The 23488-nt window shown below is 64.3% G+C and carries 20 protein-coding genes and 1 pseudogene; 13 read left to right on the top strand and 8 right to left on the bottom strand.

The window, feature by feature from the left end; translation table 11 throughout:
- Positions 1-587: 587 nt before the first annotated feature.
- The 3 genes from QX051_RS23685 (at position 588) to QX051_RS23675 (ending at position 5125) form a co-directional block, all read left to right on the top strand.
- On the top strand, positions 588-1973 hold the full coding sequence (locus tag QX051_RS23685) for a toll/interleukin-1 receptor domain-containing protein (RefSeq protein ID WP_315777782.1): 1386 nt from the start codon (positions 588-590) through the stop codon (positions 1971-1973).
- Complete coding sequence (locus tag QX051_RS23680) at positions 1970-3496, top strand: hypothetical protein (protein ID WP_315777781.1); 1527 nt, start codon at positions 1970-1972, stop codon at positions 3494-3496. The genes QX051_RS23685 and QX051_RS23680 overlap by 4 nt, the downstream gene beginning before the upstream one ends.
- A gap of 183 nt (positions 3497-3679) precedes the next feature.
- A complete protein-coding gene (locus QX051_RS23675) occupies positions 3680-5125 on the top strand; it encodes a caspase family protein (protein ID WP_315777780.1) in 1446 nt (481 codons plus the stop codon).
- Positions 5126-5288: 163 nt separating this feature from the next.
- Here QX051_RS23675 and QX051_RS23670 read toward each other — a convergent pair.
- Positions 5289-5772, bottom strand: a pseudogene (locus QX051_RS23670) (cytochrome P450); the annotation flags it as partial.
- A gap of 60 nt (positions 5773-5832) precedes the next feature.
- Entirely contained in the window at positions 5833-6039 is a 207-nt protein-coding gene (locus QX051_RS23665; RefSeq protein WP_315736291.1) for a hypothetical protein, read from the bottom strand.
- Between the two features lie 312 nt (positions 6040-6351).
- Between QX051_RS23665 and QX051_RS23660 the strand changes: the two genes are divergently transcribed.
- The 4 genes from QX051_RS23660 to QX051_RS23645 all read left to right on the top strand — a co-directional run bounded on the left by QX051_RS23660 (position 6352) and on the right by QX051_RS23645 (position 9570).
- Complete coding sequence (locus QX051_RS23660; RefSeq protein ID WP_315777779.1) at positions 6352-6741, top strand: HPF/RaiA family ribosome-associated protein; 390 nt, start codon at positions 6352-6354, stop codon at positions 6739-6741.
- Between the two features lie 183 nt (positions 6742-6924).
- The gene (locus QX051_RS23655; protein ID WP_315777778.1) at positions 6925-7272 is read left to right on the top strand and encodes a cupin domain-containing protein; all 348 of its coding nucleotides are present in this window, start codon (positions 6925-6927) and stop codon (positions 7270-7272) included.
- Between the two features lie 304 nt (positions 7273-7576).
- Positions 7577-8263, top strand: coding sequence for a Crp/Fnr family transcriptional regulator (locus tag QX051_RS23650; RefSeq protein WP_315777777.1), 687 nt, complete (start codon positions 7577-7579; stop codon positions 8261-8263).
- 167 nt (positions 8264-8430) lie between these two features.
- Complete coding sequence (locus tag QX051_RS23645) at positions 8431-9570, top strand: sensor histidine kinase (protein WP_315777776.1); 1140 nt, start codon at positions 8431-8433, stop codon at positions 9568-9570.
- Positions 9571-9652: 82 nt separating this feature from the next.
- Here the strand turns inward: QX051_RS23645 and QX051_RS23640 are convergent, their stop codons facing one another.
- The 3 genes from QX051_RS23640 to QX051_RS23630 all read right to left on the bottom strand — a co-directional run bounded on the left by QX051_RS23640 (position 9653) and on the right by QX051_RS23630 (position 16574).
- Positions 9653-10837 carry a cytochrome P450 gene (locus tag QX051_RS23640; RefSeq protein ID WP_315777775.1) on the bottom strand — a complete coding sequence of 395 codons (1185 nt, stop codon included), beginning with the start codon at positions 10835-10837 and terminating at the stop codon, positions 9653-9655.
- Positions 10838-11012: 175 nt separating this feature from the next.
- A complete protein-coding gene (locus tag QX051_RS23635) occupies positions 11013-15833 on the bottom strand; it encodes a DUF3320 domain-containing protein (protein WP_315777774.1) in 4821 nt (1606 codons plus the stop codon).
- A 96-nt stretch (positions 15834-15929) separates the two neighbouring features.
- On the bottom strand, positions 15930-16574 hold the full coding sequence (locus QX051_RS23630; RefSeq protein WP_315777773.1) for a glutathione binding-like protein: 645 nt from the start codon (positions 16572-16574) through the stop codon (positions 15930-15932).
- Between the two features lie 90 nt (positions 16575-16664).
- Here QX051_RS23630 and QX051_RS23625 point away from each other — a divergent pair, with 90 nt between their 5' ends.
- Positions 16665-17336, top strand: coding sequence for a TetR/AcrR family transcriptional regulator (locus tag QX051_RS23625; protein WP_315777772.1), 672 nt, complete (start codon positions 16665-16667; stop codon positions 17334-17336).
- A gap of 4 nt (positions 17337-17340) precedes the next feature.
- Here the strand turns inward: QX051_RS23625 and QX051_RS23620 are convergent, their stop codons facing one another.
- Positions 17341-18306, bottom strand: coding sequence for a glyoxylate/hydroxypyruvate reductase A (locus tag QX051_RS23620; RefSeq protein WP_315777771.1), 966 nt, complete (start codon positions 18304-18306; stop codon positions 17341-17343).
- Between the two features lie 89 nt (positions 18307-18395).
- Here QX051_RS23620 and QX051_RS23615 point away from each other — a divergent pair, with 89 nt between their 5' ends.
- The 5 genes from QX051_RS23615 to QX051_RS23595 all read left to right on the top strand — a co-directional run bounded on the left by QX051_RS23615 (position 18396) and on the right by QX051_RS23595 (position 21380).
- A complete protein-coding gene (locus QX051_RS23615; RefSeq protein WP_315777770.1) occupies positions 18396-18689 on the top strand; it encodes a hypothetical protein in 294 nt (97 codons plus the stop codon).
- A 100-nt stretch (positions 18690-18789) separates the two neighbouring features.
- Complete coding sequence (locus QX051_RS23610) at positions 18790-19158, top strand: YciI family protein (RefSeq protein WP_315717600.1); 369 nt, start codon at positions 18790-18792, stop codon at positions 19156-19158.
- On the top strand, positions 19155-20426 hold the full coding sequence (locus QX051_RS23605) for an RNA polymerase sigma factor (RefSeq protein WP_315777769.1): 1272 nt from the start codon (positions 19155-19157) through the stop codon (positions 20424-20426). The genes QX051_RS23610 and QX051_RS23605 overlap by 4 nt, the downstream gene beginning before the upstream one ends.
- A 132-nt stretch (positions 20427-20558) precedes the next feature.
- Positions 20559-20930 carry a DoxX family protein gene (locus tag QX051_RS23600; RefSeq protein WP_315737036.1) on the top strand — a complete coding sequence of 124 codons (372 nt, stop codon included), beginning with the start codon at positions 20559-20561 and terminating at the stop codon, positions 20928-20930.
- A gap of 30 nt (positions 20931-20960) precedes the next feature.
- Complete coding sequence (locus QX051_RS23595) at positions 20961-21380, top strand: VOC family protein (protein WP_315736303.1); 420 nt, start codon at positions 20961-20963, stop codon at positions 21378-21380.
- Positions 21381-21385: 5 nt separating this feature from the next.
- On the opposite strand, the gene QX051_RS23590 is transcribed toward QX051_RS23595, so the two are convergent.
- A complete protein-coding gene (locus QX051_RS23590) occupies positions 21386-21832 on the bottom strand; it encodes a hypothetical protein (protein WP_315736304.1) in 447 nt (148 codons plus the stop codon).
- A 4-nt stretch (positions 21833-21836) separates the two neighbouring features.
- On the bottom strand, positions 21837-22637 hold the full coding sequence (locus tag QX051_RS23585; RefSeq protein WP_315736305.1) for an SDR family oxidoreductase: 801 nt from the start codon (positions 22635-22637) through the stop codon (positions 21837-21839).
- Between the last annotated feature and the right edge of the window lie 851 nt (positions 22638-23488).

The following is a 23488-nucleotide window of genomic DNA, read 5'->3' as shown; positions in this document are numbered from 1 at the left end:
TCGCCGCTCTTGAACGGCCGATTCGTCATGCCCCCAAATCTTACCGTGAACACTGAGTTCTTGCCCAGCCTCGACGGCACAAGGCCGGATTTGCCCGACGGAATGCGACAAACTGGCACGACGGGCAGTTTGGGCATGGGTGGGATGCGGGCTCGTCGAGCCGAGTCGAGAAAAGGGCTGGCGATCGAGTCTATGCCTGAAAGTGAGTTGAGTGCGCTGTCACCGTAGTATCTATGACTTAGATATCGATATCATTCCTTGGTATCGAGAATATCTGGTCGCGCACCGACCTGCCGTGTACCTTACGTTGTGGATACGAGTCGGTAGGCGGCCGCGCCGCCGGGCGGAGGTCGAGGAGTGGATGGCTGAGGCCGGCGAGAAAAAAGGTCTGAAGAAACGAGAGGCGAAAGCCGCCGTCGCGCATGGAAGAAGAGCGCCAATTCGTCATGACCGCGACGTCAGCGCCACTAAGGTAGCTGTGGCGGAGGAGAACGTGACCGCCTCCGAGATGCTTGAAAGGACGGCGCGCGAGGTGCTCGAGCGGCGCAGCACGTCGCGCACCCGAAGGGCAGGACGGAGCCGTCGACGTGTCCGAGCGTGACGTCATCTTCATCAGTCATGCCACGCCGGACGACAACGAGTTCGTCCGTTGGCTCGGGACCAGGTTGACAGGTTTCGGCTACAAGGTGTGGGCTGATATTTTCGACCTCGCCGGGGGGACGCCCTTCTGGACCAGTATCGAGGACGCCCTACGGAAGCGGACACTCAAGGTCGTGTTCGTTGTCTCGAAGACGAGTTGCGATCCGAACCGCAGCGGGGTCCAGAACGAGATATCCGTGGCGGACGCTATCAAGAAGTCTCTCAACGACCCAGAGTTCATCATACCCGTTCGGATCGACGACATCGCGTTCAGCGACCTGCCGATTCAGATCCACCGGCTCAATGTGATCGATTTCACGACTGGGTGGGGCGCCAAGCTCGCGGTGCTCGTCGACACGCTAACCAAGGCCGGCGTGCCGCGTGTGGTGACTGACCTGTCGGCGGAATTTGATCGGTGGCGCCAGGCTTCGGTGCGATCCGACGTAGTCGTCGAACGAGGCGAAGAGCCCCTGCTCACTAGCGTCATGCCGATCGTCCGTCTGCCCGAGGAGATCTCATTTTACGAATACCACGGCGAGAACAAGAAGTTCGAACAGTCGCTCGGGATGCTGCCACACCCGCATGCCATGCACAACCGGTTACTGGTGAGCTTCGCCGCAGCGCGCGAAATCCAGGAGCATCTGCCGCCGGAACTGACCGTCTCGCTCCGCGGGGACGCGAGCTTCGCTGACTTTCTCGAAGATAGGCTGACCGATCCGGTCGGGCCGCGCCGGCGCGACGCTAACGCCTGGGCGGTCCGGATGCTTCGGGAATCGTTCGAGGCCCATCTTGCCGCCCGGGGGCTTCTTCTCTACGCGGCGTCTGCCGGCACCGTTATGTTCTTCCCAAAGGATCTGCTGCCTGACGACCGCGTCTATTACACGAACGCGAAGGGCAAGAGGACATACAAGCAGGTCGTCGGTGAGAGCAAGGTGCTCAAGGCCTACTGGCATCTCGGCATGCGGGCAGTGGTCCGATTGGACGAAACGCCTACGGTGAGGCTACGTCCCTACGTTGTCTTCAGCCGGGACGGCAAGGAGCCGCTGCAGGACGCGGCCGAAATGACGAAGTTGCGGCGGCGCTTCTGCAAGAGCTGGTTCAATCACGTCTGGCGGCCGCTCTGGCAGGCCTTCTTTGAATTCTTCGGCGCCGGCTCCGAGAGCGTGTTGGTCCCGATAGGAGAGCATCGCAGTTGGGCCATAGCCGGCGACGGATTGAAGCTGACGGCTGGAATGCGCATGCGGTTCGATCTGGACGTTGCCGACGCGGAAAGCGAGCCCGAAGAGCCCGACGACGCGGACGATGCTGATGACGACATCGAGGACGAGGAATGATAGCGGACTGGCGGGCGATCCACATCGACGAGCCCCGACTGTCCTTCGGGCATGATCAGTGCGCCGAGCATCCGAAAGATGGTCTCTTCCTGTTCGGACCAGTAGCCTCGGGCCATAACCCCGCGCGGATGGACGTCGGCGTGATCGCAACGCCGGCTGGCCTTGAGAAGTATTCGAAGTGGATCGCATCGATTGAGAAATTCATCGATGTGCCGCCGCCGGCACCGAATCGTAAGCGCAACGACGCCAACACGTTCGTGTGGCCCGGCTTCGAGGCGGTCTATGGAGCCGCCTGGCCGAGCAGGCCGTTCGCGACGTGCATGATCGACGCCGCCGAACTCAGCCGCCGCATCCTCGACGCGGACAGGCACCAGGCCATCTATTCCGCGGTCGCGCTCTACGAAGAGGCGCTGCGGAAGTATCTCCGCGAGGAAGAGGCGCGTCCCCAGTTGTGGTTCGCTGTCGTACCCGAGGACGTCTACAAGTACGGGCGACCTCTATCGACCGTTCCCGTCAAGCTTCGGACGCCTGGAACGCGCAAACTCGGGATGAAGGCGGCGCGCGCGATCCTCACCCAGGGATCTATGTTTTTGGAGGAGATGCAGGCCGCGGCGGTCTACGAATATGAATTGAACTTTCATAACCAGTTGAAAGCGCGCCTGATGGACACTGGACAGGTGATCCAGGTGGTCAAGGAAGCTACCCTCGATCCGCCCACTGAGAAGGCGAAAGCGCGGATGCAGGATCCCGCGACCATCGCCTGGAATCTCTCGACGACCAGCTACTACAAGATCGGCGCCCGCCCTTGGCGTCTCGCCGATCTGCGCGATGGAGTATGTTACGTCGGTCTGGTGTTCAAGCGGATCGATCGGCCCAGCGGACGCGACAACGCGTGCTGCGGGGCGCAGATGTTCCTTGGATCCGGAGACGGTCTCGTTTTCCGGGGGGCCGTGGGTCCTTGGTACTCGGAGACCAAAGACGCCTTTCATCTCGATCAGGATCAGGCAGCGAAGCTGATGGAGATGATCGTCCGCGCGTACAAGGACAATCACGGCGCGCCACCGAGCGAGCTCTTTATCCACGGCAAGACCAACTTCGACGCGGAGGAGTGGGCGGGATTCGCCAGTGCCGTCCCGCATACCACGAGGCTGGTCGGGGTCCAGATCCGCGATAACGCAGACATTAAGGTCTTTCGCTACGGAGCAAACGCCGTGCTGCGGGGGACGGCCGTCGTGACTTCCGCGACGTCGGGCTATCTCTGGACGCGCGGCTATATTCCGCGTCTGCGCACCTATCCGGGGCGGGAGGTGCCGAATCCGCTGTCAGTGCAGATTCGGCGGGGGGCGGCGGACATCGAGCAGGTCATGCGGGATGTGATGTCGTTGACGAAACTGAACTTCAACGCGGCCGAGTTTTGCGACGGATTGCCTGTGACTCTGCGCTTCGCGGATTTGGTCGGCGAGATACTCACGGCTGGCCCGATAACGCCGCATGCGCCGCTGCCGTTCAAGTTCTACATCTGAGACGAGCGCCTGATATTCATCGAACGAATTACGATGGGAGTACAGTTGATGCCGTGTCTTGGCTTCGCTGCAGGGTTCAACGATCTTGATTCGTGTCCGGATTGGATGTGTACCGTAATGTAGGCGCCATAGCCTACGGGCGCTGTCGGTGCTGGAAATGGGAGGTTCGCGTTGAAACGGAGTATGGTCGCGCTGCTGATCGGCAACTCCGCGTACCCCGACGGAGAAGATCTCAAGAATCCCATAAATGACGCGGCGGATCTTGGCGGGAAGCTGAAGCAATACGGTTTCGACGTCGTGGTTGCCAAAGATCGCACTTACAAGGAGATGGATACTGATTTGAAAGCGTTCCGAAAGACGCTAGATAGCTACGAAGTGGCCCTCTTCTTCTTTGCCGGCCACGGAATCCAAATTGACGGCGTGAACTATCTCTTAGCTGTCGATACTGACGCGGAAACGGAGGATGACGCGAAATTCAGTTCGCTTTCGCTCGACAAAGTCGTCGACGCGATGGCCAAATCGCAAGCGAGCACGAGAATCATCATTCTGGACGCGTGTCGTAGCAACCCCTGGGAACGCAAATGGCATCGTGGACCGGCTTCGCGGGGCCTCGCCTCCGTCTATGCCCCCAAAGGCACCATCATCGGTTTCGCCACCTCGCCGGGTGAGGTCGCTTACGATGGAGTCGGTCGGAACGGTACCTATACGGCCGCGCTACTGCAACATATCGAAACGCCCGATTGCTCGATCGAGGTGATGTTCAAGCGGGTGCGAAACACGATCGCGGCCGCCAGCGCTGGCAAGCAGACGAGTTGGGAGCACACGTCGCTTTCTGGCGAATTCTATTTCAATCTGAGTCTCGGCGCATTGATCGACGAGTACGACGGTTCGGCGCTCGCGGATGGGCTTTTCGTGATCAATGAAGCCAAGAAGTCCCACCGAATCATTGCGGGCCTCAAGTCCCACAATTGGTATGCGCAAAATCCTGCCCTAAGAGAACTGGACGCCTCGACGGCAAACCGAGCGTTCGAAGAGAACCTATTCGTCATTGGCCGCAACATCTACCAGGCTGCCTGCGGAAGCGCGGCGGCAGCCGTAGAGTTCGTGAAGAACTTCATGCAGCAGACGAACGGATTCAAGCGTGGCAAGCGAAAGGCGCTACTCGACGGCGTGCTCTTCGAAATCTTCTTCGATTCTAAGGGAAAGCTGCGCAAGGACATTAAGGGAAATCTATTCGATGAAGTTTTCGAGTTGCAGCGATTCCCAGAACTCAAGGCCAGTTTCGATTTCATCGCAGAAGCCCTCGTTGCTGCCGGCGGGAATTTCTTCACGATTCCGGGAAAGGGGCATGAGCTAGCGGTTACCGTCTCGATCAAAATGAAGAAAGGAGAGCTGCGGGTCGACGCAATCTATGTGAGCGGAACAAACGTGCTTAGGGATGACGACGAGCCCTCACTGGACACGGAGGGCAAGAGGGTGCACACGACAGTCAAATCGTCGCGGTTGGAGCGGCTGTTGTCGGAAGATCTTATCGTACCCAAGCGGCTCCTTAAAGTCACCTACACGCAAAACGTTCACGATGACGCATTGCTGCACATCCCAAGAGGTTGGACGGTACGCAAAGCGTGAAGCTCTTAATCTGGATGCGGCGTTCGTCGTATTAAGAAGAACTTTCCAGGTGCACTCCAAGTCCGGCGGATTCCGTGCTACGCTGTGGGGACCAAGATCCTAATCAACCCGCGATCGGATCAAGTGCGCTGGGGCAACACGCAGCAGAACGCCCCTCGCGCCGCTACTGCAGCCCAACCGGCAAATTGAGCGGCCCCCGAAACCCAAACCCATGCCACTTCACGCCCGTGGGCTCCGGCAGCGTCATCTTCGGGAAACCGTTCGAACAGCATCGGCAGCAGGATGGCGCCGATGGTGCGGCGGGAGAGGTGGGTGCCGGCGCAGTGGTGGAGGCCGTTGCCGAAGGCCTAGTGGGGGTTGGGGTCGCGCAGGGCGTTGTAGGTCTCGCCGTCGGTGAACAGCTCCTCGTCGCGGTTGGCGGAGGCCTGGATGGTCGTCACGGTGTCGCCCTTCGGGATCAGGCAGCCGCGGATCTCGGTGTCCTCCATCACCAGGCGCGAGCTTGCCTGGATCGGCGCCACCCAGCGCACGCCTTCCTCGAACGCGGAGCGCCACTTGTCCTGCGCGCGCACGGCGGCGAGCTGCTCCGGATTGGTGAGCAGGCCGTAGAGGATCGTCAGCAGCGCGTCGCGCGGCTCGTTGATGCCGCGGCAACGGCCTCCGCACAGGAATGTGCGAGACGGGACGTTCGCCTTTCGAGCCCGCCGCTACGGCGTCCAGTTCGCCGGGCCCAGCAGGGTCGGAGGAATGAGCGCGCCGGTCATGGCGTGAATGAAGTGAAATCTCGTGCAGGCCGGGCAGCTCACGGTCTCGAAGGTCACGGTCTCGAACCGACAGTCGTCCTTCGGCTGGTGCAGGATGGCATCGACCTCGGACCCGGTCTGGGGGCAGCGAAATGTGATCGGACAATCCATCGTCCCATCTCCGGTGCAGACTCGAAAGTTGGGTCGCCGCAAGTTGCGCCTGATTCTCCGGGGTTGACTGAGCAATATTGATCAGCCGCTCGCGTTCGCCTCTGGCAGTCTGGTCGCGGGAGACATTGGGAGACGCGCTTGAACGGCCGCTTCGCCGCGCCTGAAAGGCCCGAGGCGGATCAAGCGTCGCTTCAGACCCGCTGTATCACGGGGCGTCCAGTCGTGGCCGCCGCCCGCGAATGACGTGTCATGGCGTCGCGTGCCGTGCGGCGACGTCGAAGCCTGGATGACGACCATGCCGGGGAGCCGATCATGATCGCGAATTCCATCCTGCGACGTTTGACGCTTCACCTGATGGAGACACGGATGTTGATCGACGTCAGGGTCGATGGAAACGTCGAGGGCGGTGAGCAGTTGTCGCAGGACGTGAAGGCGTCGCTTCATGCGGTGCTCCATCGCTATGAGGATCAGGTCAGGCGGATCGACGTGCAGCTCAGCGACGCGGTGAGCCACAAGCCCAGTCACGATGACAAGAGCTGCAAGATCGAGGTGTACCGTGACGGCGGCGAGCCGATCGTCGCGGCGCATCAGGACAGCTTCATGGAGCAGGCCGTGCGTGGCGCGGTCCACAAGCTGGAGCGCGCGCTCGACCACGCCTTCGGCAAGGAGGCGGTGTCCGATCAGCTTCGGGATCATCGCTAGACCCGTGGCGGGACGGTTTGCCGGCAATGCCGCCGGGTGGGAGATCCGTGATGGATGTGCTTGCTGATGAGATCACCGACATCGGGCCGCAGCCGCAGGCGTTCGACATCGAGCGGGCGACCCGGGACAATGCCAATTATCGGTCGGTCGCCTGGAGCGGGCGCTAATCTGCAGGTGACGCTGATGTCGATTCCGGTCGGCGGCGACATCGGCCTGGAGGCGCATCCGGAAACCGATCAGTTCCTGCGGCTCGATGCCGGCCGCGGCCAGGTGCAGATGGGGCCCGCGAAGGACAGGCTGACATTCGACCAGACGGTGTCGAACGGCCGGTGCGTGCTCGTTCCGGCCGGGACCTGGCACAACATCACCAACATCGGCCCGACGCCGATGCAGGTCCATGCGATCTATGCGCCGGCGCATCACGCGCCCGGCAAGGTGCGGGCGACGGCGGCTGCGGCCGCAGCCGACCGCGACGACACGCCCGCGGCCTGGTCCGTGCAACCCAAACAGGTGGTCGATCACCACGGATGAACGACCGCGAGGATGCGGTGAGGCCTCATTCGCTCGGTCGGTTCGCGCTGAGGAGATGGTCGAACGCGCGGGGTCTGGTGCACGTCGGTCTCTCGTTCGAGGCGGCTCCGCCGTGAGCATCCTCCATCGTGTGAGTGGCGACATCGCATGGAAGGTCTCGCATCGATTGCAGAATGGCGCTCGCGGCGCCCCGGCCTCGCCGAAAGCTCAATCGGAGGATGATAAGCAGATTGATCTAGCGCAAAGCGAGAGGAGGTTTCCACCGTAAAGTTCGGCATGTCCATCAACATGTCCATCGAGCGGGATGGGGGCTGTGCCGAGTTCGAACCTCGCCAGATTTGATCCGAAGGCCTTTCTCGACAAGGTTTGCCCGGGCCAGAAGGTCCTGAGGGTTCCCAAGGGGGGAAGCGTGTTCGCCCAGGGCGATCCGGCCGACGTCCTGTTCTTTCTCCAACAGGGAAAGATCAAGCTGACCGTCGTCAACGACGTCGGTAAGGAAGCGGTCATCGGCATCGTCGATGCCGGGCAGTTTCTTGGCGAAGGCTGTCTGACGCGGCAGGCGGTGCATACCGGCTCGGCATTCGCGCTGCAGGATTGCGTGGTCACCGCCATCGCCAAGAAGACGATGATCGCAGCGCTTCGCCTCTACCCTGAGCTTGCGGAGATGTTCATCGCGTTTCTGCTGGCCAGGATCGACCGGTTCGAAGCGGACCTGATCGACCAGCTCTTCCATAGCAGCGAAAAGCGGCTGGCGCGGCTGCTTCTGACGATGGCCAATTACGGCCGTGACGAAACGCCGCTGCCGGTCATTCCAAGAATCAGCCAGGAAGCGCTGGCCGAGATGATCGGCACGACGCGGTCGCGCGTCAGTCATTTCATGAACAAGTTCAGAAGGGCGGGCCTGATCGAATATGACGGCGAGATCGTCGTCTATCCGGCGCTGCTGCAAGCCGTCCTGAACGACAACCTGCAGGCGGAGCAGCAGAACTAGCTGCGGGGTGTGCAGCGCGCGGGTGGTCTGTCTTGCACAGACGGCTCTGTCCGCATCGCCAGCTGCCCATAACTCGCCGCCGGGCTCCGCGTTTCGTTTCGCCGCTTGAAGGCGGGACGCGCGAAGCGTTCGTGACGGGGTGAAGTGTTGCGTAGGGAGGGGACCACATGTTCAAGCAGCAGTTTTCCGACGCGTCTGACGCGTGCGCACTTGCCGAAGCCATTGTGGACACGGTCCGGGAGCCGCTGCTCGTCCTCGACCACGATCTCCGCGTGATTGCCGCCAGCCGTTCGTTCTATCTCACCTTCTCCGCGGCGCCCGAGGATGTGCTGGGACAACTATTCTATGAGCTGGATGACGGCGCCTGGAATATTCCGGCGCTGAAGTCGTGGCTGAGCCGGATCTTCTCCAACACCGGCGCGCTGCATGATTTCGAGGTGGAGCACGTTTTTCCCGCCGTCGGACCCCGGGCGATACGGCTGAACGCCCGGCAGGTGTCCTACACAGTCGGATCCCATACGACCATCCTGCTCGGCCTCGAGGACGTCACCAGCGAGCGCGCGATGGCGCGCCGGAACGAGGAGCTGCTGCGTCAGAAGGACATGCTGCTCGAGGAGTTTCAGCACCGGGTCGGCAACAGCCTGGCGATCATCGCCAGCATCATCTCGTTGAAGGCACGCTCCGTCGGCTCCGAGGAGGCGCGACGCCACCTGGACGACGCCCGCGACCGGGTCATCTCGTTCGCGAACATCCAGCAGAGTCTCCACACCTCCGCGCGCAGCGGCGTGATCGCGCTCGGACCGCATTTCGCGAGGCTCTGCCAGGCGATCTCGCAATCGATGATCGCCGACCAGCAGCGGACCAGGATCGAAACCCGCGGCGACGGCCAGGCGACGACGAGCGAAGCCGAAAGTCTCGGGCTGATCGTCACCGAGCTCGTCATCAACTCCCTCAAGCATGCCTTTCCCGAGGACACCGCGAATGGGCTGATCACCGTGATCTACGAGTCCTCCGGAGCCGGCTGGACCCTGTCCGTCACGGACAATGGAACGGGGAAATTGCAGGTGAGCGGCCGGCCAAAGGGGGGCCTCGGCACCGGTATCATCATGGCCCTGGCGAAGCAGCTCGGTGCCGAGGTCACGACCGTGCCCGGCCGGCCCGGTACGATCGTCTCGGTGCGTCACGCCGCCGTGGCGACATGCGACGACTTGACCGGAGCAAGCGTGCCGTCCGCTCCCGCGATCCGATCCAGGGCCGAATCCAGGGCAGGATCCACGGCCGGATCGCGGACCGTCAGCCGATCGTGACGTCGTCGCCGATCAGTCCAGCATCGCCCGAACTCGTCTCCTCGCGCGACGCCGCTCCATCCGCAGGCCCCGCGGGCCGGTCCTACTGCAGCCGAACCGGCAGATTGAGCGGGCCGCGGAAGCCGAAGCCGTGCCAGCGCACGCTCGCGGGATCGGGCAGCGTCATGTCGGGGAAGCGCTCGAACAGCATCGGCAGCAGGATGGCGCCGACGGTGCGGCGGGAGAGGTGGGCGCCGGCGCAATGATGCGGGCCGTTGCCGAAGGCCTGGTGGGGGTTGGGGTCGCGCAGCGCGTTGTAGGTCTCGCCATCGTCGAACAGGTCCTCGTCGCGGTTTGCGGAGGCCTGGATCGTCATCACGGTGTCGCCCTTCGGGATCAGGCAGCCGCGAATCTCGGTGTCTTCCATCACGAGGCGTGAGCTCGCCTGGATCGGCGCCACCCAGCGCACCCCTTCCTCGAACGCGGAGCGCCATTTGTCCTGTTCGCGCACGGCGGCAAGCTGCTCCGGATTGGTCAGCAGGCCATAGAGGATCGTCAGCAGCGCGTCGCGCGGCTCGTTGATGCCGCCGCCGATCGCGATCTTGATGTTGGCGATGATCTGGCTGTCCGGAATCGGATTCTTCGCGTTCACCATGAAGGAGAGCGCGGACGAATCCGGCTCGGCGCGCACGCGCTCCATGTTGGCGCGGATGCAGCGGTCCATCTCCGCGTTGGCGATATCAGACGCGTCGAACGGCCCCGGCGTCCAGCCGAAATTGCCGGCGCCGTCGATCAGGGCCTGCGACCAACGCTGCATGTCGGCATCGCCGGCGTCGGGAATGCCCATCACTTCAGCGAGAATGCGCGCGGCCAGCGGGCCGGCGAGGGCGGGGAAGAGGTCGACGACCTCGCCGCGCGGCAGCCGGTCGAGATAATCAGCGGCGAATTTGGTGTAGAGCGGCTCCCAGACGGCTTCGATCGTCTTCGGCATCAGGGCGGGCATCATCGCCATGCGCTCTGTCCGGTGCTCGTCGTGATCCTTGCGCATCAAGGTATGCGCGAGGAAGGCGCGCTTCATCGGCGTGTTCGGATCGTTGGACGAGAACAGCGCCGCATTGTCCTTCACATATTTGGTATCAGCCGCTTTGGTGAGGAACGTGCGGCCCACGGATTTGACCCGCAACACGGGGGCTTCGCGTCTCAGGCGCTGGTAGATCGGATAGGGATCGCGCGTCAGCTCCGCGATCGTGATGGTCTCGTCCAGGGGAGCCAGGGTCGCGGTCGGCATGGGGCGCTCCTATTGGATGCGGGCCAGCGCGTGTCTCGCCTCAAGGATAGTGGCCGGGACGGACCCGTGCAATCCTGGTCCGATGCATTGGCCGGGAGGGGCGCGGCCGGATCGCCGATTTCGGCGGCTGGCAAGCGGCGTTCGGGCTGTGAGTTCCTAGCACCAATTCAGCCGGTCAGTCCTGCGCAGCCGGCGAGACCTCCTGCGGCTTGATCAGCAGCTCTCCCTCGCGGCGCAGGTTTCCTGCGGCGAGAAGATCCTTGAGGCTGCCCTGCAACGCCTCGCGCAACTGGGCGCTGGTCGAACCGAAGCCGAACAGCCGGGCGACCGCCTGGATCAACTGGTCTTCCTCGGCGCCGTAGTTTTGCTCCACGACCTGCACGATGGCCGCCTTGATCTCCTCCGGCGGCAGCATCTCGGGCTTGCGCAAAGACTGCGACTGCACGTCCTCGCGGCTTCGAACGACGATCGCTTGGCCCGGCACGGCGTAGAACGGGCCTCCAGCGATCTGTCCCTTCGCGACTGCCGATTTCAGCGCCGTTCGCACGGCATCGCGGATGCGATTGCCGGCGCGGGCAAGGCCCCAGGCCGATCTGATCCGGACGATGATTTCCGATTCATGCACCGGCCCTTCGATGGCGACGATCTCGACGACATGCCGCGTCATGTCGGCGAGCGGCGTCTCGTGCGGCTCGATCTCCCGACGGACGCGCAGCTTTGCCTCTTCATAGGAGGCCACCGTTGGTGCCTGCGCGAGGATCTCCAGAGGGCGCTGCTCGGTCTGCTCCGGCGCCGGCACATCGGGGTTTGCCGGAGGCTCGGGTTCAGCTCGAGCAGTCCCTTGGTCGATGTCCCGCCAATGCGCCTTCGCAGCGTCGATCGCGCGGAGGACCTTCTCGGTTTCCTCCTTGGGTCGGAGAAACCAGTCCGTCGACCAGATGCGATGCAGCACCCAGCCATGCGCTTCCAGCACGTTCTGTCGCAGGCGGTCGCGGTCCCGCGCCGAACGAGACGCATGGTACTGGGCGCCGTCGCATTCGATCCCCAGCAGGAAGCGGCCGGGCTTGTCGGGGTCGACGATAGCGAGATCGACGAAGAATCCGGCGGTGCCGATCTGGGTCTTCACGTCGTGACCAAGCGCCCGGAGCCTGTCGGCGACCTGCTCCTCGAACACCGAGTCGGGATCGCGCCCGGTCTCCTGCGCGATGCCGAGCTGCCCCGTCTGCGCGAAGGTCAGGAACGTCTTCAGCGCCGCGATGCCGCGGCCCTTGGCGCGCGACAGGTCGATGTCGTCGCCGGTGATCGAGGAGAAGACCTCGCAACGGAGCTTGGCGCGCGAGATCAGCACGTTCAGCCGGCGCTCGCCTCCGTCGGAGTTGAGGGGACCGAAGCTCATCGAGACGAAACCTTCCTTCGTTCTCCCATAGCCTATGGAGATGAAGATGACGTCGCGTTCGTCGCCCTGGATGTTCTCGAGGTTCTTCACGAAGAACGGCTCGCTGGCACCGCGGACGAAGAACGTCTCCGTTTCCGGGTTCTCTTTACGCAAGATTTCGAGCTGATCCTGAATCGCCTGGCGCTGCGCCACCGAGAAGGTCGCGACGCCAAGGCTTCGGTCCGGCGTCTCGCGCGCATGGCGCATGACGGCCTCGGCGACGAGCCGCGCTTCCCTGGGGTTGGTCCGGCTGCTTCCACGTTCGTAGTGTGCATCGGGGTTGTAGTTGAACTTCAACCCCATTCCCGCGACGGCGTCGTACGGGCTCGGCACGATGAACAACCGGTTGTCGTAGAACTGCTTGTTGGACACGGCGATCAGCGACTGATGCTTGCTGCGATAGTGCCAGTTCAGCATCCGATGCGAGAGGCCCTTGGCAAGGCAGAGGTCGAGAATGCTTTCCGCATCCTTGACCTGGAATGTCGGCTGATCCTCGTCGTCGTTGTCCTCGTCATCATTGCCTGTCAGCTTCGCGAAGAAGCGCGTCGGCGGCAGTTGCCGCTCGTCGCCGACCACCACCATCTGCCGGCAGCGCGCGACGGCGCCGAGCGCATCGACCGGCTCGATCTGCGAGGCCTCGTCGACGACCAGCAGATCGAAGGCGATCGCGCCGGGCTTCAGGAACTGCGCCACCGACAGCGGACTCATCAGGAAGATCGGCTTGATCTGCTGGACGACCGGGCCGGCGCGCTCCAGGAGTTGACGGATCGGCAGATGGTTGCGCTTCTTGGCAAGTTCGCCGTTCAGCACGCCGAGCGGCCCGATGCCGCCGGCGTTGCGCGGCAGCGCCGCGGCATGCTCGTGGGCGATCTGATCGCGGGCCAGTTGCATCCGCGCGACGTCGAGCTTGCGGAAGCCGTCGACCAGCCGATCGTGCGATTCGCCGTCGAAACGTTTCAGTTCAGGATGGTCAGCGAAGATCACGCTGCGCATGGCATCGTAATAGGATCGGTCGAAAGCGGCTTCGAGCGCTTCGCCCGGCAAGGAGCCGTCGAGCGTGCGATCGACCAGCGCGGCGAGACCTTGCGCGCGCGCAAGGCGGACCCGGCCCATGAACGCGATCCAGCGGGTGAGGCGCTCGGTCGCGTTCTGCCACTCCGACAAAGTCTGCGACAGCTCGTCCAGCCGGATCTGGTCGCCGGCGTCGAGTGGGATGCGGGCGGGCTCCAACTGGAGAGAGTCGATCAGCCTGCGGAGGCCGGACATCAGACTTGCGAGGCTGTGGTTGAGCTGTTCGATCGATCGCCGATCATCGGCCGACAGCGTAAGCTGCGTCAGCCGCTGGCGCGTTTCATCGCTTGCCAACGGTTTGGGGAATGCAGTCCACCAGGTCGCCAATTTGGAAAGCGCATCCCAATCCGACCGTTCCTTCTGCCACGCGGTCCCGAAGGCGGTGCTGCCGGCGGCTTCGACCTCCTCGAAGGACCGGCGAGCGGCTTGCGCCGCGATCAGGCCGTCGATCAGCAGAAGCCGCTGCTCGAGCGTTTTCGGCATCGGCACCTTCAGGTACGAGGCCAGCAGCGCCACCTGTTGGCGATAACGCGGGCTGAGCAGGCGCAGCCAGGAGCGGCCCCTCTCGGCGATGACCTTGCGGCAATCGGCGATCGGTGCATCCCAGGCGGCCTCGACGAAGGCGCTCTCGAAGGCCGTCCTCAATTTCGCGTAGCGCAGTCCCTTGTCGACGATGTCCGTGATGAGTCCGGCCTGGCTCCAGACGGCCTCGCGGAAGGCAGTCCGATCGCACTCCGGCATCGCGGCCGCGGCCTCCGCAAAGGCGAGTATCCCCGCGGCATCGGCCAAGGTGGTCGGCGGCGGGAGATCGAGCAGCGTGCCGAGGCGGGCGGCGCCTGAGGATGCGTTGCTGACAACGTTCGAAATGTCGCCCAGCGATCTCCGCAGCTCGGTCATTTCGGCTGGATCGAGCGCGTCGCGGCCGACGCCGCGCCAGGGATGCAGGTGCGGCGCGCCGTCGGCTGCAATTCGTTCGGCGAGCTCGGCGATCAGCTCACGCCGCCGCTCCAGATCCAGGGGAGACCAGGAGGGCGCCCCCTGCAACGGGTAGGGCGGCTGCGCGGAGATGTCCCCGCAGCGCACGAGGTGACCGATCAACCTGAATGGCGTCAGCTCGCTCGGCTGGTGCGGCTGGTGCATCATGTCCGCATGCCGGTTGAGGCCGTCACGGCTGTCAGTCAGGCGCTGGACCAGGGTGGCTTCGCCGCGCGGGACCGGGACCTCAGCCGATTTGCAGCGTTTCAGCTCTTCGAGCAGAACGCGCTTGTTGGCCTTGTTGGAGTGCAGCTCCAGCGCGAGCGCGCCGAGACCGACATGCTTCAGCCGCCGGTGCACGACCTCGAGCGCCGCCATCTTCTCGGCCACGAACAGCACCGTTTTCCCCTCGGCGGCCGCCGACGCGATGATGTTGGTGATGGTCTGCGATTTGCCGGTCCCAGGCGGTCCCTTGACGACGAGGTCGCGTCCACGGACCACTTCCTCGATCACCACGGCCTGCGATGAATCCGCGTCGACGACATGGTTCATCGCCACCGGCTGGATGACGGAATCGATCTTGCCGTCGTCGGCCACGATCGGCTCCGCGCCCTCGAAGCCGTCCTGAAGCAGCGCTGAGATCAGGGGATGACGATCAAGGCTGCCATCTGCGGGCCAGTTGTCGGGGTCCAGATCGCGATACATCAGGAACTTGGAGAACGAGAAGAAGCCGAGGACGATCGCGTCCGCCCTGACCTCCCACCTCTGCTTGTTGGCGACCGTCTCCGCGACGCCGGCGAGATAGGTCGCGATGTCGACGTCGTCCTCGTCGCCAAAATCCTCGATCTTGAGTCCGAACTCGGCGTCGAGCTTGGCCTGGAGCGAGAGGTTCGGCGACGGCGGCTCAGCGCGCGAGACCAGGTGAAACCGATCAGCGGCGCTGCTGCGTTCGAGGCGAACGGGCAGCAGGACGAGCGGCGCGAAGCGCTCGACGTCGGATTTGTCGTCCTCGAACCATTTCAGCAGCCCGAAGGCGAGATAAAGGATATTGATGCCCTGTTCTTCCTCGAGCGTTCGTGCGTCGTACCAGATATCCAGCAGGCGCTTCTGCAGCGCCTCCGATGACAGCCGGGTCTTGAGCCGGGTGTCCGGCTGCCGCGTCTGCGACTCCGAATCATCACCTCCCTGGTCCCCCTTGGTGGTCGGCGCGTCGGATCGCGGCGCCGGCTCGCTCAAGGGCAGGGTGCCGTCCGTGTCCGCAGTCTCAGCCTTCGTCGGAAGGAACGTGAAGCGTTTGCCTTCGCCGAGAAGCTCGAAGAGCGCAGCAGAGCGCGCGCCGACGATGTCAATGGTGCGGATGGTCTTGGTCTTGAGCGGGATGTGCACGAGCCGGTTGCGCGTGCCCAGATCGAGCAGCGCGCGCCGGTCCGCCAGCAATCGGTCTCTTACGGATGTGGTTGCCACGTGCAATCCTCCTGCGATTCGAGGATTGCAACCCGAAGTCATCTCGGTCAAGCGTTCGGCACGATGGAGATGTGCTCATTGAGCAATGTTTAATCTCCTCGCAGAATTTCATCTCCCCATAAGAGGGAGATGAAACTCGTATGCGGCCTACGCCGCCGCCTTATGCCGCGCCAGTTCCGCCTTGTAGAGCTCGAACTCCTCGGCGATGGCACGGGCGATCGACGGCCGCACGCGCAGGCGCTCGTAGTACGCCTTCACGGCCGGCCATTTCGCGAGCTGGACCGGCGGCGTTGCCATGGTCCAGTTGATCACGGTGACGAGATACGCGTCGGCGACCGTGAAATGATCGAGCAGATAGTCGCGATCCCGCAGGTGGTTCTCGAGATGATCGAGCCGCGACAGGTTCTTCTTCAGGACATGGGCCTTCATCTCCTCGGGCGCGGTCTTGTCGAGGATCGGGATGAACAATCCCTTGTGCAGCTCGGTGCCGATGAAGCAGAGCCATTGATGCAGCCGGCTGCGGTCCATGCCGGTGCCGGTGCCGAGCTTCGCCTCGGGGAAGCGATCGGCGACATATTGCAGGATCGCGGCATTCTCGGTCAGCAGGTCGCCGTCATCGGTGCGGAGCGTCGGGACGAGCCCGAGCGGATTGACGGCGCGGAAATCGGGGCCGTCGTTGAGGACGATCTTCGTCTTCGGATCGACCTCGAGATAATTCGCCGCAGCGCCAGCTTCATACAGCGCGATGCGGGTGGCGAGCGAGCAGGCGAGTGGCGAGAAATACAGGTCCATAGACGTCTCCCTCGGGCTCCGGACCGGAGCGTTTATTGATTTTTATACTGTCTCGCATAATATAAGGCCGGTCAAGGAATTTATTGCGAAATGGTACAAAAAAAGAAAGGTCCGCCGCAGGGCGACCTTCCCCTAAAAAAGGCAACCGCCCCGGTCGAGCCGAAGCGGCGCGGGAGGCCGCGGGCGTATGAGCCGGATGTCGCGCTCGGCAAGGCGCTCGACCTGTTCCGGTCGACCGGATTCGCCGCGACCTCGCTCGACGATCTCAGCGCCGCCACCGGCATGAACCGGCCGAGCCTCTATGGCGCGTTCGGCGACAAGCGCGAGCTCTACATCAAGAGCTATCAGCGCTACCGCGACAACGCCCGCGCCGTGATGGGCGAGATCTTCCGTCACGACTGGCCGGTGCGCGAGCAGCTGCAGAAGATCTTCGCCGCCGCACTCGACATCTATCTCTCGGGCGAGGAGGGGCCGCGCGGCTGCTTCACGGTGATGACGGCGGGCTCGGAAGCGGTCGCCGATCCCGACATCCGCGCCATGGTGCAGAACGCCCTGACCGAGCTCGACATGGCGTTTGCGCGCTGCTTCCGCCGCGCCAAGGAGAAGGGCGAGCTGCCTGCGGACGCCGACCCCGCCGTGCTGGCGCGGCTGGCGTCGGCGACGATCCACTCGATCGCGGTCCGCGCTCGCGCGCGGGCGCCGCGTCAGGAGCTGGAGGCGATCGTCGCCGGCGCAATCGATGTGATGGTCGGCAAAGGATAGCGTTTCAATATCCCCTGACGCGATCGACCAGGTTGCGCAGCGCCTCGCCGGCCTCGAAGGTCGCGATCTGCTCGGCGACGTAGCGCGAGATCGCGTCGGCGTCGGTGTCGGCTGCATTGTGCGGCGTCAGCACCACCTTCGGGTGGGTCCAGAACGGGCTGTCGGCGGGCAGCGGCTCCTGGCCGAACACGTCGAGCGAGACCGAACCGAGCGTGCCGTCGTCGAGACAGGCGAGGATGTCGGCCTCGTTCTGCAGCCCGCCGCGGCCGGCATTGATCATGACGGGGGCGCCGAGCGGCGATGAGCGCCTGAGCTTGGCGAACATCTTGCGGTCGAGAATGCCGCGCGTATCCGGCGTCAGCGGCAGCAGCGACACCAGGATGTCGGTCCGCGCCAGGAACGCGTCGAGCTGCGCCGCGCCATGGAAGCATTCGATGCCGTCAGCCTGCTTGGCGCTGCGGCTCCAGCCGGCGACCTGGAAGCCCAATCGCTTGAGCACCTCGGCTGCGTCGATCCCGAGCGTGCCCAGTCCGAGAACGCCGACGCCGATCGCGGCCGCCGGCCACTGGTATTTCGGCGCCCAGCGCTTCACGCGCTGCGACTCGCGCAGATACAGCTCCTGGCGATGATGCATCAGCACGTGCAGCACGACATATTCGGTCATTCGCGCGGTGAGATCGTCGACCGCGACGCGGACCAGGGGCACGCTGGGCAGCGTCTTGTCCGCCATCAGCGCGTCGACGCCGGCGCCGAGGTTGAAGATCACGCGCAGGTTCGGAAAGCCGGCGAGCTCGCCGGGGACCGGCTTCCAGACCGCGGCGTAATGCACCTCGGCTGGATCGAGCCCGGAATCGGGCAGCAGCACCACAGGGCGGTCGCTGCAGACATCGTCGAAACGCGCCTTCCAGCGCTGTGGCGACCAGTTGTCGGTGCCGCCATGGATCAGGAGCGCCAGCGCGCCTTTGGTCATCGGAGGGTCCTCGAGCTTATGTGACGTGTTCCACATACCAGATCGCGCGGGCGCGCCAATCTCCGCCCATCAACATGGAGACAATCGTCATGCGCAAATTGCTTCTCGCCACTGCTTTCGTCGTCGCGTCTGCCTCGGCCCAGGCCCAGACCATCGATGTCGGGTCGATCCTGTCGGCCAACGGCATCTCGATCGGCAAGGGCAGTCAGCCGCAGGCCGGCATGTCCCCGAACGCGGGCAGCCAAGGTGGACCGAGCGCCGCAGGGCTAGGGCAGGGCCCGGCCAACTCGCAGCGGCAGGCCGCGCGCGCCAGGCAGCCGCGCGAGAGCGCGCAGGAGACCCGGGCGCGCAACATCGCGGCCAAGTACGGCATCTCCTGGTAGGCGGCTTGTTCCTGCAGGCGGAACCCCGCGAAAATACTTCGTGGGACTGTCGGCCGGAGGCATACTCCACCGTCTTGAAGACGAAGGGAGATGCCTGCCGATGTTGTACGCGCTGCTCTGCTATCACGACGAGGATGTCGTCTGCGCCTGGAGCAAGGACCAGGATGCCGCGGTCATGGCCAAGCTTGCCGTCATCCAGGAGAAGCTCGCCAAGCAGGGGCGGCTCGGGCCGGTGGCGCGGCTGCTGCCGACCACGGCTGCGACGACGCTCCGGAAGGAGGATCCGCCGCTCGTCATCGACGGCCCCTATGCCGAGACCAAGGAGCAACTGCTCGGCTTCTATCTCGTCGACTGCGCCAATCTCGATGAGGCGCTGGAGGTCGCACGCGAGCTCGGCGAGGCCAATCCCGGCGGCTCCTACGAGATCCGTCCCGTCGGCACGTTCAGGCCGGGTGGAGCGCTGGCATGACCGATACGGCCTGGATCGATGCGGCCCTGACATCAGCACGACCCCAGGCCGTCGGCGCGCTGCTGCGCTATTTCCGCGACCTCGACACGGCGGAGGAGGCGTTCCAGAACGCCTGCCTGCGCGCCTTGAAGAGCTGGCCGCAGAACGGTCCGCCGCGCGATCCTGCGGCCTGGCTGATCATGGTCGGACGCAACGCGGCCATCGACGATGTCCGCCGGGTCCGCCGCGAGCAGCCGCTGCCGGATGACGAGGCGATCTCCGATCTCGACGACGCCGAGAGCGCGCTCGCCGAGCGGCTCGACGGCTCGCACTACCGCGACGACATCCTCCGCCTGCTGTTCATCTGCTGTCACAAGGACCTGCCGGCGACGCAGCAGATCGCGCTGGCGCTGCGGGTGGTGTCCGGCCTGACGGTGAAGCAGATCGCCCGCGCCTTCCTGGTCAGCGAGGCCGCCATGGAGCAGCGCATCACCCGCGCCAAGGCGCGCGTCGCGCAGGCGGACGTGCCGTTCGAGACGCCGGGCGCGATCGAGCGCGCCGAGCGCCTGACCGCGGTCGCGGCCATGATCTACCTGATCTTCAACGAGGGCTATTCGGCCAGCGGCGAGACCGCGGCGCTGCGCCAGCCGCTGTCCGAGGAGGCCATCCGGCTGGCGCGGCTGCTGCTGCGGCTGTTTCCGAGCGAGCCCGAAATCATGGGGCTGACGGCGCTGCTGCTGCTGCAACACGCGCGCAGCGCCGCCCGCTTCGATGCGGAGGGGACGCTGATCCTTCTCGATGAACAGGATCGCTCGCTGTGGAACCAGCCGATGATCGCGGAAGGCGTGGCCCTGATCGACAAGGCGATCCGCCACCGCCACAGCGGCCCGTACCAGATCCAGGCGGCGATCGCGGCGCTGCATTCGCGCGCCGCGCGCCCGGAGGACACCGACTGGACGCAGATCGATCTGCTCTATGGCGCGCTGGAAGTGGTGCAGCCCTCGCCGGTGGTGACGCTCAATCGCGCCGTCGCCGTCTCCAAGGTGCGCGGGGCCGAGGCGGCGCTCGATTTGATTGCGCCGCTCGAAGGGCGGCTTGCCAATTACTTCTATTTCTTCGGCGTGCGCGGCGCGCTGCTGATGCAGCTCGGGCGCAATGACGAGGCGCGGACCGCCTTCGACCGCGCCATCGCGCTGGCGCACAGCTCGGCGGAGGCCGCGCATATCCGCATGCAGCTCGATCGCCTGATGCGCGACAGCGCGACGGCTCAGGCTCGGGTCGGCCAGTGAAATACTGCCGAGATTCGGTCTAAAATTCTGCACCGGGCTGTCGGCGGCACGATCCTTCATTCGTCCTGGGAGCAGCATCACGGAGAGGAGCTGCAGATGACGACGATGGAAGAGCCGGTCTCGCGCGCCGAATTGTGGAGCGGCCGCATCCTGAGCGGTCTGGTGACGCTGTTCCTGCTGTTCGACGGCGCGGTCAAGCTCATCCCTCTGCCCGTCGTCACCCAGACGCTGGATCAGATGGGCTATGGAGCAGGCGACGCCATGGCGCGGGCGCTCGGCCTCATCACGCTTCTCTGCACCGTGCTCTATATCCTGCCGCCGACATCGTTCGTCGGCGCGATCCTGCTCACCGGCTATCTCGGCGGCGCCATCGCCTCGCATGTCCGCATCGGCAGTCCGCTGTTCAGCCACGTCCTGTTCGGCCTCTATCTCGGACTCCTGCTGTGGGGCGGCTTGTGGCTGCGCGACCGCCGCCTGCGCGCGCTTCTGCCGCTGCTGCGCTGACAAATGATCTTTCAACCAAGGAGGATGACGATGATCTGTCCCTATCTGACGTTCAATGGCGATTGCGCGCAGGCTCTCAAGCACTACGGCGAGGTGCTCGGCGCCAAGGTCGACATGATGATGCGTTATGGCGAGGCGCCGCCGGAGATGCCTTCTGCACCGGAGCACAAGGACAGGATCATGCATGTCCGCTTCTCGATCGGCGGCGGCGTCCTGATGGCCTCGGATTCGCCGCCCGAATATTATCAAGGCAAGCCGCACGGAATCTCGGTCTCGCTCCAGATCGCAGACCCGGCCGAGGCGGAGCGCAAGTTCCACGCCCTGCTCGAAGGCGGTGCCGTCACCATGCCGTTCGGCAAGACCTTCTGGTCGAAGGGCTTCGGCATGGGCGTCGATCGCTTCGGCATTCCGTGGATGATCAATTCCCCGGCGGATGGCTACGAGGCGTGACGCCGCTAGCGGCACGAGGCGTACATCGCCTTGAGCTCGCGCCCGCGCAACAACAGAAGCCGCGACGTCAGGCCGCCGCGGCGCTCGATCCAGCCGCGCACCGGCGTGGGATAGGTCTGCAGCACCAGCTTGGAAGCCTCGGGTTCCGCATAAGCGCGGCCGCGCCGGTCGACCGAGCGTGCGGCATGGAAGCCGAGGGTGGCTCGCCGCGTCACGCAGATGCGGTCCTCGGGCACGACGCTGAGCACCAGCGTGCAGGCCGACAGGCAGGGACCGTCGATGATGACACGCTCGCCGGAGGCGCGAACCTTCTCGAACAGATCGATGAACGGCCCCACCTCGCCGCCGGGCGAGGAGATGATGCGGACGTCGGCGCGCGCCAGCATCGTCGCGATTCCCCACAGGACGACCGCCAGCAGCAAGGTCAGGATGATGCGCATCCGGCTCGGCATCGTTTCACGTGTTCCTGCGTTGGCCGCGCAAGGTCGGCAATCCGATTCCCGCGGCGTCGAAGCCGCCATCGACGGCCAGGATCTGTCCGGTGATATAGCTGGAGCGTTCGGAGCTGAGAAACAAGATGGCCTCGGCGAGCTCGTCCTCGAGGCCGTAACGGTTGAGCGGAATGGCATCGTGATAGTCGGCGCGGATCTCCGGCGTGTGCACGTCCTTGGCCATCGCGGTCTCCACCGGGCCCGGCGCCACCGCGTTGACGCGGATGCCGGCGGATGCGAGCTCGACCGCGAGCTGCTTGGTCAGATGCGCCAGCGCCGCCTTGCTGGTGCCGTAGGCGGAGCGCAGCGTGGAGGCGCGGACGGCGGAAATCGAGGTGATGTTGACGATGGTGCCGCCGCGCTCGCGCATCAGCGGGACCGCGGCCCGCGTGCACAGAAACGGCCCGGTCAGATTGACGTCGAGGATGCGCTGCCAGTCGGCCTCGCTGGTTTCCATGATCGGAGCGAAGCGTGCGACACCGGCATTGTTGACCAGCGCATCGAGACGGCCGAACCGGTCGGCGAGGCGCGCCAACGCATCGGCGACCATCGCGGCTTCCGCGACGTCGCAATGCAGGGCGAGCGTTCGATCGGGAGATTCGAGTGCGGCCGTGGCGTCGTCGAGCAGCTTCTTCTCGATGTCGAGCAGGGCCACACGCCAGCCCTCGTGCAGAAATCTCTTTGCTGTCGCCAGCCCGATGCCGCGCGCCGCCCCGGTGATCAGGGCGACTTTGTCGGTCTGCGTCGTCGTCGATGTTTCCGTCACGGCGGTCGACTCCTCGGGCCGGCAGCCCGGCTTTTCTCTTCGTTGAGTCCTAACATGCGCTGCGCGGATCAGCTGTGAAGGCCGTCACATCTGTCAGTGTACGTTCAATCCAGCTCCGCGCGATGCGCATAGCCAGCGAAGTTCGTGGGCGTTGTCAAACAGCCAGCGGTGGTAGCGGTCGCATCAGCTCGCGTCCTCGCGGTGGGGAAGCATCCGAGTCATGCTCGCCTTGGCCTCCCGCTCGATCGGAGGGAGCAGGGAAGACCGGGAGCTTGGCGCCCCATCGGCCCCCGTGCGGGAAAAATGCACGGGGCCGGAACCCCAGGTTCGGCTGAGACATCCCGGCCCTCCCTGCGCGATGGTCTGACGGCCTATGACACGCTCCCCGGGGAGCGGCTGTCTTGCCCCCGTTTCCGCCACAATGCGCTCACGCATCGGACACGGCATCAGCATCGGGATGCCGGGACCACACGATTTCGCCGTACGCGCCGCGTTGTTCGTCTGCGTGTCCTCATATGAGCATGATCTTGTCGGAAAGCTGTGGCGCAATGCGCGTCAACATCCTCCGGTTCCGAATCATGCTCCACGCTGCAACATCGACGCTTCCACCGCGTCCTGCTCCCCACGTTCGTGACGACCGCGAAACGTCCCTCTCGATCGGGAACAGGACGTGGCTAAAAGAGCATGAATTCTGGAAAGGAGAAAGAGGAACATTCTTACGGGAAGGACTGGACAAGGGTAAGGGTGATCGACTTGAAAGTCTTCACGAAAAAGCTCCGTGGCGCCGGCGGTTTCGCGGCCGCGCCGCAGCCTCCAAAGGCGCATTCCCCCGTGGAATTGGACAGTCCCGC

The sequence above is a fragment of the Bradyrhizobium sp. SZCCHNR1053 genome (genome assembly GCF_032381235.1).
Lineage (GTDB): Bacteria > Pseudomonadota > Alphaproteobacteria > Rhizobiales > Xanthobacteraceae > Bradyrhizobium.
Note: the sequence above shows the minus strand (reverse complement) of the source record. Positions and strands in the feature narration are given on the sequence as shown.

Coding starts and splice junctions, on each gene's coding strand:
- QX051_RS23630 (WP_315777773.1), bottom strand. CDS start 16,574: ATGGACCTGTATTTCTCGCCACTCGCCTGCTCGCTCGCCACCCGCATC.
- QX051_RS23660 (WP_315777779.1), top strand. CDS start 6,352: ATGATCGCGAATTCCATCCTGCGACGTTTGACGCTTCACCTGATGGAG.
- QX051_RS23665 (WP_315736291.1), bottom strand. CDS start 6,039: ATGGATTGTCCGATCACATTTCGCTGCCCCCAGACCGGGTCCGAGGTC.
- QX051_RS23625 (WP_315777772.1), top strand. CDS start 16,665: ATGGTACAAAAAAAGAAAGGTCCGCCGCAGGGCGACCTTCCCCTAAAA.
- QX051_RS23590 (WP_315736304.1), bottom strand. CDS start 21,832: ATGCCGAGCCGGATGCGCATCATCCTGACCTTGCTGCTGGCGGTCGTC.
- QX051_RS23595 (WP_315736303.1), top strand. CDS start 20,961: ATGATCTGTCCCTATCTGACGTTCAATGGCGATTGCGCGCAGGCTCTC.
- QX051_RS23615 (WP_315777770.1), top strand. CDS start 18,396: ATGCGCAAATTGCTTCTCGCCACTGCTTTCGTCGTCGCGTCTGCCTCG.
- QX051_RS23620 (WP_315777771.1), bottom strand. CDS start 18,306: ATGACCAAAGGCGCGCTGGCGCTCCTGATCCATGGCGGCACCGACAAC.
- QX051_RS23655 (WP_315777778.1), top strand. CDS start 6,925: ATGTCGATTCCGGTCGGCGGCGACATCGGCCTGGAGGCGCATCCGGAA.
- QX051_RS23605 (WP_315777769.1), top strand. CDS start 19,155: ATGACCGATACGGCCTGGATCGATGCGGCCCTGACATCAGCACGACCC.
- QX051_RS23675 (WP_315777780.1), top strand. CDS start 3,680: ATGGTCGCGCTGCTGATCGGCAACTCCGCGTACCCCGACGGAGAAGAT.
- QX051_RS23610 (WP_315717600.1), top strand. CDS start 18,790: ATGTTGTACGCGCTGCTCTGCTATCACGACGAGGATGTCGTCTGCGCC.
- QX051_RS23650 (WP_315777777.1), top strand. CDS start 7,577: ATGGGGGCTGTGCCGAGTTCGAACCTCGCCAGATTTGATCCGAAGGCC.
- QX051_RS23640 (WP_315777775.1), bottom strand. CDS start 10,837: ATGCCGACCGCGACCCTGGCTCCCCTGGACGAGACCATCACGATCGCG.
- QX051_RS23680 (WP_315777781.1), top strand. CDS start 1,970: ATGATAGCGGACTGGCGGGCGATCCACATCGACGAGCCCCGACTGTCC.
- QX051_RS23645 (WP_315777776.1), top strand. CDS start 8,431: ATGTTCAAGCAGCAGTTTTCCGACGCGTCTGACGCGTGCGCACTTGCC.